At 42.8% G+C, this 13,272-nt stretch carries 15 protein-coding genes; 9 read left to right on the top strand and 6 right to left on the bottom strand.

Annotated features, from left to right (window positions below; all coding sequences use genetic code 11):
• Nucleotides 1-34: 34 nt before the first annotated feature.
• The 3 genes from IC007_RS04730 to IC007_RS04720 are packed head-to-tail and all read left to right on the top strand — an operon-like array spanning nucleotide 35 to nucleotide 2,402.
• Complete coding sequence (locus IC007_RS04730) at nucleotides 35-1,006, top strand: NAD(P)-dependent oxidoreductase (RefSeq protein ID WP_054845727.1); 972 nt, start codon at nucleotides 35-37, stop codon at nucleotides 1,004-1,006.
• Nucleotides 1,003-2,124, top strand: coding sequence for a pyridoxal-phosphate-dependent aminotransferase family protein (locus IC007_RS04725; RefSeq protein ID WP_149528442.1), 1,122 nt, complete (start codon nucleotides 1,003-1,005; stop codon nucleotides 2,122-2,124). Before IC007_RS04730 ends, IC007_RS04725 begins: the two co-directional genes overlap by 4 nt.
• 11 nt (nucleotides 2,125-2,135) lie before the next feature.
• Nucleotides 2,136-2,402, top strand: coding sequence for a DNA-directed RNA polymerase subunit K (locus IC007_RS04720; protein ID WP_370685805.1), 267 nt, complete (start codon nucleotides 2,136-2,138; stop codon nucleotides 2,400-2,402).
• Between the two features lie 140 nt (nucleotides 2,403-2,542).
• Here the strand turns inward: IC007_RS04720 and cdvC are convergent, their stop codons facing one another.
• From cdvC to cdvA, 3 genes are read right to left on the bottom strand one after another with little or no spacing between them, the layout of a single operon-like run.
• Nucleotides 2,543-3,661 (bottom strand): cell division protein CdvC, encoded by a 1,119-nt coding sequence (gene cdvC / locus IC007_RS04715; RefSeq protein ID WP_054845726.1) that lies wholly within the window; start codon nucleotides 3,659-3,661, stop codon nucleotides 2,543-2,545.
• Nucleotides 3,662-3,671: 10 nt separating this feature from the next.
• Nucleotides 3,672-4,448 carry a cell division protein CdvB gene (gene cdvB / locus IC007_RS04710; RefSeq protein ID WP_054845499.1) on the bottom strand — a complete coding sequence of 259 codons (777 nt, stop codon included), beginning with the start codon at nucleotides 4,446-4,448 and terminating at the stop codon, nucleotides 3,672-3,674.
• Between the two features lie 18 nt (nucleotides 4,449-4,466).
• Nucleotides 4,467-5,186 carry a cell division protein CdvA gene (gene cdvA, locus IC007_RS04705; protein WP_054845498.1) on the bottom strand — a complete coding sequence of 240 codons (720 nt, stop codon included), beginning with the start codon at nucleotides 5,184-5,186 and terminating at the stop codon, nucleotides 4,467-4,469.
• 174 nt (nucleotides 5,187-5,360) lie between these two features.
• Here cdvA and IC007_RS04700 point away from each other — a divergent pair, with 174 nt between their 5' ends.
• A complete protein-coding gene (locus IC007_RS04700) occupies nucleotides 5,361-5,612 on the top strand; it encodes a hypothetical protein (protein WP_054845497.1) in 252 nt (83 codons plus the stop codon).
• A gap of 4 nt (nucleotides 5,613-5,616) precedes the next feature.
• On the opposite strand, the gene eno is transcribed toward IC007_RS04700, so the two are convergent.
• Nucleotides 5,617-6,867, bottom strand: a complete 1,251-nt coding sequence (gene eno, locus IC007_RS04695) for a phosphopyruvate hydratase (RefSeq protein WP_149528441.1) — start codon at nucleotides 6,865-6,867, stop codon at nucleotides 5,617-5,619.
• Between the two features lie 383 nt (nucleotides 6,868-7,250).
• Between eno and IC007_RS04690 the strand changes: the two genes are divergently transcribed.
• Nucleotides 7,251-7,583 carry a hypothetical protein gene (locus IC007_RS04690; RefSeq protein ID WP_054845496.1) on the top strand — a complete coding sequence of 111 codons (333 nt, stop codon included), beginning with the start codon at nucleotides 7,251-7,253 and terminating at the stop codon, nucleotides 7,581-7,583.
• A complete protein-coding gene (locus IC007_RS04685; RefSeq protein WP_054845495.1) occupies nucleotides 7,564-7,986 on the top strand; it encodes a signal peptidase I in 423 nt (140 codons plus the stop codon). The genes IC007_RS04690 and IC007_RS04685 overlap by 20 nt, the downstream gene beginning before the upstream one ends.
• A gap of 214 nt (nucleotides 7,987-8,200) precedes the next feature.
• On the opposite strand, the gene gcvPB is transcribed toward IC007_RS04685, so the two are convergent.
• Nucleotides 8,201-9,706 carry an aminomethyl-transferring glycine dehydrogenase subunit GcvPB gene (gene gcvPB, locus IC007_RS04680; protein ID WP_054845494.1) on the bottom strand — a complete coding sequence of 502 codons (1,506 nt, stop codon included), beginning with the start codon at nucleotides 9,704-9,706 and terminating at the stop codon, nucleotides 8,201-8,203.
• Nucleotides 9,707-11,035, bottom strand: coding sequence for an aminomethyl-transferring glycine dehydrogenase subunit GcvPA (gene gcvPA / locus IC007_RS04675; protein ID WP_054845493.1), 1,329 nt, complete (start codon nucleotides 11,033-11,035; stop codon nucleotides 9,707-9,709).
• 40 nt (nucleotides 11,036-11,075) lie between these two features.
• Between gcvPA and gcvT the strand changes: the two genes are divergently transcribed.
• Genes gcvT through IC007_RS04660 form a run of 3 tightly spaced genes read left to right on the top strand, consistent with a single transcriptional unit; the run spans nucleotide 11,076 to nucleotide 13,268 of the window.
• Nucleotides 11,076-12,113, top strand: a complete 1,038-nt coding sequence (gene gcvT / locus IC007_RS04670) for a glycine cleavage system aminomethyltransferase GcvT (protein ID WP_054845492.1) — start codon at nucleotides 11,076-11,078, stop codon at nucleotides 12,111-12,113.
• Nucleotides 12,113-12,523, top strand: coding sequence for a glycine cleavage system protein GcvH (gene gcvH, locus IC007_RS04665; protein WP_054845491.1), 411 nt, complete (start codon nucleotides 12,113-12,115; stop codon nucleotides 12,521-12,523). The genes gcvT and gcvH overlap by 1 nt, the downstream gene beginning before the upstream one ends.
• Nucleotides 12,516-13,268, top strand: a complete 753-nt coding sequence (locus tag IC007_RS04660; protein WP_149528911.1) for a proteasome assembly chaperone family protein — start codon at nucleotides 12,516-12,518, stop codon at nucleotides 13,266-13,268. The genes gcvH and IC007_RS04660 overlap by 8 nt, the downstream gene beginning before the upstream one ends.
• The last annotated feature ends 4 nt before the right edge of the window (nucleotides 13,269-13,272 follow it).

Raw genomic sequence — 13,272 nt, 5'->3', positions numbered from 1 at the left:
TAAAGGAAATACTAACTCCTTCTAGGTGATAAGGATGGAGAGCATGGAGAGAGTAGGTTCTATAAATAAGGATAATCTAAGGGTTTTAATTACAGACCCGATGGATAAGGTAATGTTGCAGATGCTTCAAGAGAAAGGAATAAAAGTAGATTATCAGCCAGAAATAGAGAGAAATACTTTAGTCAATACAATAGACAAGTACGACGTAATCGTAGTGAGGAGCAGAACCAAAGTAGACAAGGAGATAATTGAAAGAGGAAAGAACCTGAAGATAATAGCGAGGGCTGGAATAGGTTTAGATAATATAGATGTAGATGAAGCGGAAAAGAGGAATATAAAGATAGTTTACGCTCCAGGTGCTTCTACCGACTCTGCAGTAGAGCTCACAATAGGTCTGATGATACTCGGTGCTAGACCAATATACCAAGGAATAAACATGGTGAGGTCTGGGTCTTTCAAAAAGCTTCCAGGGATAGAACTGGCAGGAAAGACGATAGGAATAGTAGGTCTAGGAAGGATAGGTACGAAAGTGGCTAGGGTGTGCCAAGCTCTTGACATGAAAGTAGTCGCATATGATGTAGTTGACATAAGAGAGAGGTCTGAGAAAATGGGAGTCACTCCAGTGAAAACCATAGATGAACTGGTGAAACAGTCAGATGTGATCTCATTCCATGTGACAGTAGGTAAGGACGCTAAACCGATAGTTACGGAGGAGCAATTCAAGTCCATGAAAGAGGGAACCATACTTGTGAACACGAGTAGAGCTGTAGCTATAGACGGGAAAGCTTTATTGAAATATATAGACGAGAAGAAGCTCACTCTAGCTACGGACGTGTTTTGGCACGAGCCTCCGAAGGAGGATTGGGAGGTGAAGTTGGCTAAACATGAGAGAGTTCTGATCACTCCTCACATAGGTGCTCAAACTAAGGAGGCTCAGTACAGGGTAGCAGTAACTACAACAAAGAACCTCATAGAGGCGATCAAAGAGCTAGGTGTACAACTATGATGCTTATACCTGGCCCAGTGAACGTTCCTCTGAGCGTAAGCTTTGAGGCTTCCAGAGTTGTGAACCACAGATCGGACGAATTCAGAAGAGTAGTTGAAGGTTTAGAGTCCTCGTTAAAGAGACTCTTCAGCGCTGAAAGGGTAGCGCTCCTCTCCGGCTCAGGTACGCTCGCAGTAGAGTCAATGGTGTTTTCCATGACAAGGAAAGGAGAGAAAGTGATTACCATACCCTACGGTGAGTTCGGGCACAGACTCGAGGAATCGCTGAAAAGGAGGGGAACTAACGTGGTGTCCGTAACTAAATCCCCTGGGACTACCCCTTCCTTGGGAGAAATAGAAGATCTCCTTGATAAACACAAGGACGCGGAAACCGTAGCTTTAGTTCATAACGAGACCAGCACTGGTGTTGCTCTGAGGAATCTACGTGAAGTTGCGAAGTTAGTGAAGGGAAGTGGAAGAAAGCTTTTGGTAGATTCGGTCTCAGGTTTCGCCGCATATGAGCTTTACGTTAAAGAATGGAAAATAGACGCCGTGGCCACTGGGAGCCAAAAAGCTCTTGCTTCAGTTCCTGGTCTAGGCTTCGTCGCACTCTCGGATGAAGGAATAGGTGAGCTCAAGGGAGAAGATATTCCTCACTACGTTGATGTAGCAACTCATCTCAAGTTCCAGGATAAGAGGGAAACTCCCTTCACTCCAGCGGTAGGAGTTTTCTATGCTTCTTATAGGGCTTCCCAACTGATGGAGATTGAAGGAAAGGAGAGGAGGTGGAAGAGACATGACGCTTCTGCTAGATACTTAAGGGACATCTTCAAGAAAATAGGGATGGAGAACTTAGGCGAGGACGATAACTTCTCCAATACAGTAGTAGCTTCAACTCCTCCAGTTCCAGTTTCGTACATGGTATCTGAGTTAAAGAAAAGAGGGATAGAGATCAGCAGAGGTATGGGAGAAATGAAAGATAAGATAACTAGGGTGGGAATTCTGGGCGTTGTAGATGATAGAGCCCTCAGTAGGTTGGTCTTCACAGTCCAAGACGTGTTAAAGAAGGATGTCTACTATCCTCCGCCTGAGGAAACTAAGCTACCAGAAGCGTTAAAAACTGAAGTTATATGGGATTAAAAGTGGTTCTTTTGACTTTCGATTTCAATGAGGCATTCGAGGAGCTATGGAAAAGCAGGCTCACAAAGTACGAAATAGCAAGGATAATAAGTGCAAGGGCGCTCCAGCTCTCCATGGGTGCTATGCCTCTGATAGATCTTTCGGCAGATGAGCCAAACGACTCTATATCAATTGCCGAAAGGGAGCTAAAGAGGGACGTGTTGCCTATAACCATAAGGAGAAAGTTACCTAACGGGAAAACAATAGTGGTATCTTTACGTAATGTAAAAGTAAGTTAATGTGCACCTAATGAAAAGGAGGTTTTTAGCTTATAGATTAAAACGTGAACGTCTTTTTCTTTTTCATCTATGAAAGGAAAAAGATTAAGATGATGTAAGACATGCAAGCTGAAAGGTGAAGCTTCCCTCGAGGTATCTGATTATAGAGCCTTGAACTTTTCAGTCCACGCTTCGTACGCCTTTATCATCTCCTGGTTCACACTGGGTTTTCTTATGTTAATAACCTCCTTAAAGTCCTCTAGTGTAATAGGTCTTGGCTCATTTTCTCCTTTCTTAAACATCTCCTTTACTACCTTTATGTGTGCGGATTGAACTAGATCTCTAATATCGCTTGCAGTATAGCCCTCGCTCATTTCAGCTAACTTATCTATGCTTGCAGAGCTGTCCATTTTTATTTTGCTAGTATAGTACTTGAACAGGAACTTCCTCTGTTCAAGGTCTGGCAACTTTACGTATATCCTCTTCTGGAATCTCCTGAGGAAAGGTTCGTCTAATCTCCATGGTTTGTTAGTAGCTCCCATTACATAGACTTTGAAGTTATCAGACTTATCCAGGAGCCCGTCCATTTCCTTAAGGAACTGGTTCCTTACTCTGGCTTCACCTCCAACCTCAGTGGAGTATATCCCAAGGAGAGCGTCTAGCTCATCAATAAATATTATCGTAGGTTTACCAGTCTCTTTGGACTTCTCTCTTGCTAACTTGAAAACGTTAGCTACGTTTTTCTCCGCTTCGCCAAGCCATTTCGACATTATTGAAGCTGCGTCCATTACCATGAAAGTGGAATCTATCTCGTTAGCTATGGCCGCAGCTATCATGGTTTTTCCGCAACCGGGAGGACCGTAAAGGAGAATTCCCCTTGGCCAACCCAGAGGGAACAAGTCAGGCCTTTGTGAGGGATAAATTACAGCCTCCTTGAGGGCCTCCTTCACATCGTTAAGACCGATTACATCGCTAAACTTCACTTTAGGTTTCTCAGTGACTATCAAGTCCTCAGCTGAGGTAGATGTTTGCTTAGGTCCTTCCTCAGTAGGAACCATGTTAGTGAGCATTGCTATCCTGTTCTTATACTCGTTTATCATCTGCTCATAGGCTGTCCTAACCACAGAGTCTGGATAGAGATTTATGAGTTGATTAAGTACTTCTATTGCTTTCTTATAATACATTATAGCATCTTGTGTTTTTCCCTGCCTATCAGCGTTTACTGCATTTATTGCGTACGTCCTTGCCTTATCTTCAAGCATCACTTGAGCTGTACTCATATGTCTCACCTCACGCTTCTAGAGAGATCAAGCCTCTGGAGTTCATTTCCCTCAGTAGCTCCATGACCTCTTGTCTACCCAATCCGTACAGTGACGCGAAGTCTTGGACGTCAAAGAATCCTCCCCTGGACTTGATGTAACTCATTACGTCGTCAACCGTTACCTTCCTCCTGACTGGGGTCTGAGATATCGGAGGATGAGGGAGATCAGGCAGGATCTCTTTCATCTTAGCTTCAGCAGAGGACTGGGCTTCTTTGAGTATTTGTTGCGCTTGCTCATCTACTATTGAAGGAACAAGTGAGGTTCCATCTACTGAACCTGTCTGTATCGCTATTCCATTAACGTTGCTTACGATGGAATCTAATGCCATAGCAACGTCTGGTACAACGTTCCTGACCTGATCCTTCAAATCACCTAAGAGCTTAGCCACTGGGAAGAGCACTATGGAGGCTCCCTGTAATTCTTGCACTGTATCAAGTTTTATTCTGACCTTCTCTAACGCCAAGGTCGCAGTGTATATAATTTTAATGAACTTTCTGATTTCAGCGATTTCTTGGGCGTAGATTTTAGCTCTAGCTTCTTCTCCCTCCTCTTGCGCCCTGATCACTTTTGAGAAGAGATCCTTGTCCTTCTCCTTCAATCTCCTGATTGTCTCTTCAAGACGGTTTTGTTGATCCTTTAACCTCAAAGATATAGCGGTTAGCTGTTCTCCAAGTCTTTCCTTTTCCTTCTTATCACTATGAAAGAGAGAAATGCCAAATAAAGAAGATAATAACTTGTTAACCATCCTAAACCACTAGGTTGGTTAAAGAGTATTTATTACCTTTACTGGTATTGGCAATGGTATTTCCGACTTCGGAGGCTCAGGAGAGGATGACTGAGTTGAAGGTGGAGACGTGATCGAAGTAGGTGGTTTTATGTCCATACTTTCCTTATCTGCAGAGTCTAACCTGTCTAAAGTCTTTTTAATGTCGTCCCTTTCAGCTGTATAGCTGTCTTTAGCTTGCCTCAGCACCTCGATTGAGCTCTTATATGAACCTTCTGGGATCTCAGACGCTATGTAACTCATCTTTAGGGATATCGTAGCTTTGTCCAGTTGAGCTAGTTGATCTTCTATTTCGTTCAACCTGCTCTTGAGTTTAGCCCTCAATTTGGATTGGTCTTCCCTCAGTTTGAGAAGCTCAGAGTCGAGTTTCCTCTTCATGTCGTCATAAGAGCTCTTTGGAATTTCCTGCTTATTGAAAAGTTCCTCCAATGCCTTCTGTCTTTTCCTAATTTTCTCGATAAGGTTTAGAAGTCTCAACGCTTCTGCTTTCCAGTCTGGTAAGATCACTATAGTATCACCATCTACCTTGAGCATTCCAGGCTCAATCGTCGAGAACTTGGTTCCCTGTGATATTTCAATGCCGGTTACGCTACCGTCTATTTCAGTGTAAACATGAATAATGAAACCAAAGTCCCTTCCATATATGTCCTTTATCTTGTGACCTATTGCTTTTGTTAACACTTCGGAAGAGATTGACATAGGTATTACTCCTCAAAAGCTAGAGGTTAAGTATTTCGCTTTAAAAGGATTGGGGCTCTTCAGCCGGTATTTTGTCTTCACAGATACGCGCTTTTAACCTTCATCATCTTATGGGAGTCAATTTGCTGTTTGTCTTAAAAAACTAAGCTTAAGAACAACACAATTCGGATAGAAATGAGTTTGTCAGCCCTACATAACGTAACTTCTCAATTTCAGCACCTTCTTCAGAACGTGAATTCCGAGCCTATATCTTACGTTCTAATATCAATAGGGATAGCCTTGATTATAGCGCTGATAGCAGGAATGTCTATATACGGTATGTTCAAGCTCATCAGAGCAGTTCCTCAGATGACAACTAAGCAATTCTTGGTTTTCCTGATCGGCGTAGCAGTGTTCATCCTTGCGTTAGGCGTTTTCCTACCTTGAGTCGTTAGAAGGCATCAGTTCCTTTGTATTTCGTATTGTAGGAAGACTCTATCTCTAGTAACCTGTTGTATTTACTCGTCCTTTCTCCTCTGGCTGGAGCCCCAGTCTTTATGAAATCGGATTGAAGGCCTACGGCCATGTCTGCAATGAAGTTGTCTTCAGTTTCACCGCTCCTGTGACTTACGACTGTCCTTATTCTGTTCTTTTTAGCCATCTCAACGAAGTCGAAAGTTTCGCTAAACGTTCCTATTTGATTTAACTTCACTATCACTCCGCTGGTAGAACCTCTCTCTATTCCCTTCTTGAGGTATTTCGTATTTGTTACATAGAGATCGTCTCCTGTAATTATCACTTCTGGCAACTTCTTTTGCAACTCAGCGAAAGTGTCAAAGGAGTTCTCATCAAACGGGTCCTCTATGTATTTTATTGGGTATTGTTTCTTTAGATCATAATAATAATCTACCATTTCCTCTTCTGACATTACCTTACCATCTATCTCGTACTTCCCATCCTTGAAGAACTCTGAGGACGCTGCGTCCATTCCCATGAAAACCTTTCCACTATATCCTAAGTTATCAATCGCTGACAGGATCAGATCCAACGCTTCCCTTGTTTGGCTTAAAGGCGGAGCGAAACCGCCTTCGTCTCCGACCGCGGTATATATCTTGCCGTACTTCTCTGTGATCAACCCTTTCAAGTATCTATAAACATCTATTGATGCGAACAAGGCTTCCTTGAATGTGTTGAAGCCCGCGGGGATTATGATGAACTCCTGTACTTTTAGGGAGTTGCCAGCGTGGACACCTCCATTTATTATATTAAGAAGCGGAGTAGGAATGGTCAGAGGTCTAGGTCCAGCAATATACTTCACTGTCTCGAAGCCTAGAGCCATAGAAGCAGTCTTAACCATGCCTATGGATGTAGAGATCATAGCGTTAGCACCGATCTTAGACTTATTTTCGGTGGAATCCAAGGAAATCATGGTCTCATCTAGGGTTCTCTGATCTCTAACGTCAAACCCTCTCAGTGCATCATTTATAGCGTAGTTCACGTTATTTACGGCGTCTTTCACCGACATGCTCTTACTGTCCCTTATTTCCAGAGCTTCTCTAGAACCTTTAGACGCTCCTGAAGGTGCATCTCCGAACGATTCCACTCCACCCTTTGTCCTCACGAACGTCCTTACTGTAGGATTTCCTCTTGAGTCTATGATCTCTATTGCTCTGATCTTATCGATGATGAATTTCTCGCTCATTTTAAAACCCTCGCTCTTCTACTACACAAGGGGGATTTTATATTATACAACATTCCTTAGCAGTTCCATTGTTCCTCTTCCTGTTTTACACACTCGCCAGCTATCCCTACCATGTCTTCCTTAATAACAAGCTCAGTAATGAGAAGGCTTTTCTATTTACCTGGCTTACTTCCCCTTTTATAGTTTCATATTTCTTTATATATAATATTTATGCAGTTTTTATGATAATTATACAGTTAATTAGTTATATCGTTTTATTCAAATATAAACTGTATTCTATAATTTATTATGGAATACCTTTCTTAGCGACTTTCCTTTATCTTCTACTCTTGTTTCTCATAACATAATACAGTTTTATTAGCCACAACGATTCTAAGGATTTAATGGCAAGGAAAAAACAGAAGGACTCTACAACTTGTCCTAACTGTGGTGAAACAGAAGTTAAACCAACAAAGACGTGGCAGTTGGTTTCTCCACTTCCAGACGCAAAAGGTAGAATAACTATCACAGTTATGGGAACATTTGATTGCCCCAAGTGTGGGCACCATTGGAGGGGCGTGGTTTCTAAAATAAAGGCAGGAGGATCTTCTGTAGAGATAGAAGGGAAGAAGGGAGTCAAAAAGATCGGAGAAGAGGAGGAGGCTGAGGAAAAGAAAGAAGAGGGTGAAGTTATAGAGTTGGATCTTAGTGATATAGATGAAGATGAAGAAGAGTGATTTGATAGGAATTTTAATAATAATAGGAATTTACGTCCTTCTCTTCTCTAGTGCGGTAGAGACGGCAAGTGTTCAAGGAGTTTCCATGTACCCCGTGCTACAGAACGGATCCCTTACTTTTTATAAATCAACTCATGATGCAAGTTACCACAACGTTGTAATATATAGGTCACCTTTAGGGTTTTACGTCATTCATAGGGTTGTACAAGTGGGGCAAGATTCTTACGTTACCCAAGGTGTAGATAACATAACTAATCCTTTACCTGATAATAGAATCGGGCTGGAGCCTTTAGGAGGGATTCCAAAGAATGATGTGATAGGTAAAGTAGTTGAAGTTGACGGATATGTGATATCGATCCCATATCTAGGGTATATTTCGGTTATTTTCTCCGATTTAATTTAAGAGTCTCTTTTTAATAGTTATGAATTATGATTTTTGGTTTGATTCCTCGATAGGTTCTATTGGTTTCTAATTGAATCAATAGAAACTAAAATGACTTGAGCAGTCAGTTGGCATAACTCATGGGAGTAACAAAGCCATATCTGGCTCTAAAGGGCAAAAAGTTATTTATATAACCCAAAATTAATAAATTCTATAGAAAAGTAAAAGATCTTGCCTACTTTAATATTAGATCGTTTTTCAGTAATAGCCTGAGTTTCTCAACCTTATAGGAAGGTGTTACGGTGGAAGGATGATTGGCTTTGGTCTGGTCGAGTCTGCCTACAGCAGTATTTGAAGGAGATCTTCTCAAACTATCTGGGTTACTGTAAGCATCCTCGATTGTTTTCAGTAGAGCGTTAGCGAACATGTCTAAAGTCTCAATGGATTCGGTCTCCGTTGGTTCAATCATCAATGCTTCCTCTACGATTGGAGGGAAATAAATAGTAGGAGCGTAAAATCCTTGATCTAACAGTCCCTTTGCTATGTCTAGCGCGGAAATTCCAGTCTCATCAAAGATCTTCTTAGCACTGAAGACTACTTCATGTTTTCTAGGTCTGTTCGGGGATTTAAGTTCCAGCTTGGTATCCTTAAGTCTGTCTATCAGGTAGTTGGTCGCTAAAGTGCTCAGCCTAGCTATTTCAGAGATTCCCTCTCTTCCTAATCCCATGATATAAACGTAAGCTCTAGCCACATTTCCTATGTTCCCATTGAAGGACGATATCTTTCCTATGCTCCTTTCAGGCTTATTCATGATGAACTTTCCTTCCGCTTTCTCGACTATCGGGTAGGGCAAATATCTAGTCATTTCTCCTTTTGCGCATAAAGCCCCAGCCCCAGGTCCACCTCCGCCGTGGGGTACACCGAATGTCTTATGCAAGTTCAGATGTACTATATCGAAGCCCATGTCCCCCGGTCTTACAATCCCCAAAATTCCATTCAGATTTGCACCATCGTAGTAAAGCAAACCGCCGTTCTCGTGAATTACCTTAGATATCTCTCCTATGTTTTCCTCGAAAAGACCTAAGGTGTTAGGGTTAGTGAGCATGAATCCTGCAGTCCTCTCGCTTGCGGTAGACCTCAGAAGGTCAACGTCTACTAATCCTTCTTCGTTTGACTTTATGTAGACTACTTTATATCCTACCATTGATGCACTAGCCGGGTTAGTCCCATGGGCTGTGTCTGCCACAAGCATCTCGTCTTTATGACTCTCCTTTTCTAGGTGATACTTTCTTATCATGATCACTCCAGCTAGTTCACCAGCAGACCCAGCGGGTACCTGAAGGGAGCATTCGTCCATCCCAGTTACTTCCTTCAGCCATTCCTGGGTCTCATATATCATCTCAAGGGTTCCCTGTACGGTATTCACGTCCTGCAGGGGATGATAGTCCCCCGTGATGTCTTGGGCTAGCTCTTCCGACTTAGGGTTGTACTTCATGGTACATGACCCGAGTGGCATCATCCCTGTGTCCACTCCATAGTTCATCTGAGATAGTCTAACGAAGTGCCTTACAACTTCGTTTTCAGTTAGTTCAGGAAGGTCTATTTCCTTTCTCCTCACCGAATCAGGAATTGAGACGTCCTCTTCTATTTCCTCCTTAGGGATTAGAATGCCTTGCCTCCTAGACTTGGTTCTATTGATCTCAAATATTAGAGGTTCGTCCCATACAGCTTGTCTCCACATTTAAATCACCTCTTTCATCACATCTACCATTTCGTCTATTGCTTTCTTGGGGTGTGCCTCTGTCACGCATAGAAGGGAGGAAGTGTCGCTCAGCTTCAGCCCTCCATGTATTCCACGTTTCAAAAGAGCCTCATGTACCTTGTCGTAATTTTTGAGATTTACCTCAAACTCTTCAAAGAAGTCTCCTTGAAATGTTCTGGATAATCCAAGTTCCTTAACCATCTTTCTCATAGCGTAATGGCTTCTCCTGTAGATTTCCTCTCCCAATTCCTTGAATCCATTCTTTCCTAGTAGGGAGATGTAAACTGCGTTAGCTATTGCCATTAACGATTCATTTGTTGTTATGTTTGAGGTAGCTTTCTCCCTGCGTGCAAACTGTTCCCTAGTTTGTAAGATCAGCGTGTAACCCTGCTTTCCGTTCTCGTCCTTAGTTTTCCCAACTATCCTGCCCGGCATCTGTCTCACCAGTTTAGCGTCCCATCTGACAGCCATTATTCCCATGTACGGACCGCCATAGTTTAATGGGATTCCAAGCTCTTGACCTTCTCCAACAGCTATGTCAACTCCGTATTCTCCTGGGGGTTTCACCAACGAAAGCGATAAAGGGTTTACTCCCATTATGGTTACAACTTTCATCCTCCTAGCAAGCTCTACCACTGCTTCTAAGTTGTCTTCTATGATGCCGTAGAAGTTAGGTTGCTCCACGTATATTGCTGAAACCTCTTCGTTGAGTTTTCTAGATAGGTCGTCTAGATTCAATGATCCATCTTCGTTGGGTTTCACTTTAACCAGTGTTATTCCTCTAGGTTCAGTCCAAGTCCTTAGCACTTCCTCGTGGAATGGATTAATCAACTCTGGTATTATAACTTTCTTTCTTCCATTAATTCTAAAAGCCATCAACACCGCTTCAGCCAATGATGATCCCCAGTCATACATGGAGGAATTTACCACCTCCATGTCCAGTATCTCAGCCATGAGGCTCTGGTACTCGTAAAGCGCCTGCAGTATCCCTTGTGATATTTCAGGTTGATAAGGCGTATAAGAGGTGTAGAACTCAGACCTGCTTATAATGAACTTCACCGCCTCCGGTACGTAATGAGGGCAGACCCCTCCACCAAGGAAAGGTGGATATTTAAGCTGAACGTTCTTCTCTTTTAGTTCCTTCAATCTCAATTTCACCTCATATTCCGACCTTCTGGTAGGTAAGTTGAGGTCCCCCTTGATCATCAATTCCTTAGGTACGTCGCTGAAGAGGTCTTCCTCGGTCTTTCCCATTCTCTTCAATATATCCTCCTTCGAGGATAGGTTAGGTAACCATGGATGGGTCATGAGTTAATCTAAATACTCACCAACGGGCTCTATTTAATTAATGTTTGTTTCTCCTTTGTTTGAAGTTGAAGAAAAGTCAGGAGCCAACTTCGGCGAATTTGCAGGATGGAACATGCCAATGACGTACTCTAGCTACCAAGAGGAGCATTTAGCTGTCAGGAACTCAGTAGCTGTTTTTGACCTATCACACATGGGAAGACTGAGAGTGAAGGGAAGAGCAGAGGAACTAGAGGAATTGATAGCAAAGGAACTGAATGGAAGCCCCGGACAAATGATAGGACCTACAGCCTTCCTCAACGATAGAGGAGGTTTCATCGATGACGTTATGACATACAAGATTAGCGATTCTGATTTCCTCTTGGTCACGAACGCAACTAATAGGGAAAAGGTAATCAAATGGATAAAGTCCAACTCGTCTTTAGACGTAGAAGACCTTACCTTCAGTTTAGCTATGATCGCAATTCAAGGTAAGAAGGTAAAGGAAATCTTCAATGTAGACGAGATACCTCACATGACGTTCAAGTTAAATGTCAGTTACATGGGAATGAAAGTCTTCTTGCTCAGTAGGTCAGGCTGGACGGGAGAGGACGGAATAGAAGTCTGGGCCGAACCAGAGATTGCAGGTGCGATTTTCACCAAATTGGCTCAAAACGGTGTAAAGCCTGCAGGTCTGGTCACTAGGGATAGCATAAGGCAAGAGATGGGATATCTCCTCTACGGTGAGGACATAGATGAGAGCGTGACCCCAGTTGAAGCTAGGTACTGGGTATTTTCCTTATCTAAGGGATTCGTCGGGAAGGACGCTATAGTTGAACAGCTGAGGAACGGCGTCTCAAAAATCAGGTTCGGCTTCAAGATGAAGAAAGGCATGAGAGTTATACCGAGAAGGGGTATGGAAGTCACGTCCTTAGGGAGCAAAGTAGGTTACGTAACAAGCTCAACCTTCTCTCCTTTCCTTAACAGAGTTATTGGTATGGGTTACATTTCACCTCAACACTTCTTTCTTGGCTACTCGACGACTGTAGAAATAAGGGGGAAAACGTATGAAATAAAAATGGACGACTTCCCATTTATTTAATGGCAGAAATAAAGGTAGGTAAGTACACGGTTCTTTCGGATTTACTTTACACTGAAACAGACGAGTGGGTTAAATTAGAAGGTGATGTGGCTACAGTAGGGATTACAGACTACGCACAGAAGAAGCTTCGTGACATCGTGGGAATAGAATTACCCGAAGTAGGGAGGGACTTTTCTGCCGGAGATCCTATAGGCGTAGTGGAATCAGTGAAAGCTGCTGTAGATATCTATACTCCTCTTTCAGGTAAGATATGTCAAGTTAACGAAGACCTCACCTCATCTCCTGAGCTGATGAACCTTGACCCTTACGGGAAAGGTTGGATATTCAAGCTAAGATGCAAAGACGTTAACGAAAAGGTAAAATTAATGGACGCAGAGAAATATGTTGAGAAAATACAAAAAGGTGAATGATTTGCACGGAATAGAGTTTAGAGAGAAATACATTCCAGAAGTAGCTAAACCGACTTATGTGATCTTAGGTCTTCCAGATGCGGGTCTTGTTGGGGGAATCTCAACTGAGTTTCTAATAAGTAACGGCAACTTCAAGGAATTCGCTCAGGTATATTCTGAATCTCATCTACCTCCTATTTCACACATCTCATCTGGCATAGCCAAGTCCCCTATTTCCTTATATCATAGGGACAATTTCATCCTAGTTCACTCTTGGGCGGCCATACCTTCAGGATCGGTACAGGCCTTAGCTTCAGCTCTTGTTGAATATCTCTCCAAGTTCTCTCCTGCCCTCATCATTTCTATAACGGGCCTGCCGGTTCAGAACAGACTGGACCTTGAGAAACCCTCTCCATTCTGGATAGCCAACGACGAGTCCTTAGGTGAAGAGATAAACAGAACAGGACTGATGAAAAGGTTCGAGGAAGGGTACATAGCAGGTCCTTATGCTCCTATTCTTCTGGAAACTGCCAGGAGAGGCATAAGGAACCTCGTAGTAGTAGTCGAGTCTTTTCTTGACCTACCAGACCCAGAAGCTGCCGCAGTAGCTTTGGACGTTGTGAGTAAGTACACAGGAATTCAGATAGATACCTCAGCTCTACTCAAGGAAGCTGAGGAAGTCAGGGCTAAGATAAAGGGACTCATGGAGCAGACCAGGAAAGAGATGCCAGGTTATACCTCGGTCAAACCTTCCACGTACGCGTGATCCA

It is taken from the genome of Sulfuracidifex tepidarius, from assembly GCF_008326425.1.
Taxonomy (GTDB): domain Archaea; phylum Thermoproteota; class Thermoprotei_A; order Sulfolobales; family Sulfolobaceae; genus Sulfuracidifex; species Sulfuracidifex tepidarius.
This window is presented reverse-complemented; position numbering and strand designations above follow the sequence as displayed.

Excerpts from the sequence above, each read along its gene's own strand:
- IC007_RS04730 (WP_054845727.1), top strand. The coding sequence starts at position 35 with ATGGAGAGCATGGAGAGAGTAGGTTCTATAAATAAGGATAATCTAAGG.
- IC007_RS04725 (WP_149528442.1), top strand. The coding sequence starts at position 1,003 with ATGATGCTTATACCTGGCCCAGTGAACGTTCCTCTGAGCGTAAGCTTT.
- cdvC (WP_054845726.1), bottom strand. The coding sequence starts at position 3,661 with ATGAGTACAGCTCAAGTGATGCTTGAAGATAAGGCAAGGACGTACGCA.
- cdvB (WP_054845499.1), bottom strand. The coding sequence starts at position 4,448 with ATGGTTAACAAGTTATTATCTTCTTTATTTGGCATTTCTCTCTTTCAT.
- cdvA (WP_054845498.1), bottom strand. The coding sequence starts at position 5,186 with ATGTCAATCTCTTCCGAAGTGTTAACAAAAGCAATAGGTCACAAGATA.
- IC007_RS04700 (WP_054845497.1), top strand. The coding sequence starts at position 5,361 with ATGAGTTTGTCAGCCCTACATAACGTAACTTCTCAATTTCAGCACCTT.
- eno (WP_149528441.1), bottom strand. The coding sequence starts at position 6,867 with ATGAGCGAGAAATTCATCATCGATAAGATCAGAGCAATAGAGATCATA.
- IC007_RS04690 (WP_054845496.1), top strand. The coding sequence starts at position 7,251 with ATGGCAAGGAAAAAACAGAAGGACTCTACAACTTGTCCTAACTGTGGT.
- IC007_RS04685 (WP_054845495.1), top strand. The coding sequence starts at position 7,564 with ATGAAGATGAAGAAGAGTGATTTGATAGGAATTTTAATAATAATAGGA.
- gcvPB (WP_054845494.1), bottom strand. The coding sequence starts at position 9,706 with ATGTGGAGACAAGCTGTATGGGACGAACCTCTAATATTTGAGATCAAT.
- gcvPA (WP_054845493.1), bottom strand. The coding sequence starts at position 11,035 with ATGACCCATCCATGGTTACCTAACCTATCCTCGAAGGAGGATATATTG.
- gcvT (WP_054845492.1), top strand. The coding sequence starts at position 11,076 with ATGTTTGTTTCTCCTTTGTTTGAAGTTGAAGAAAAGTCAGGAGCCAAC.
- gcvH (WP_054845491.1), top strand. The coding sequence starts at position 12,113 with ATGGCAGAAATAAAGGTAGGTAAGTACACGGTTCTTTCGGATTTACTT.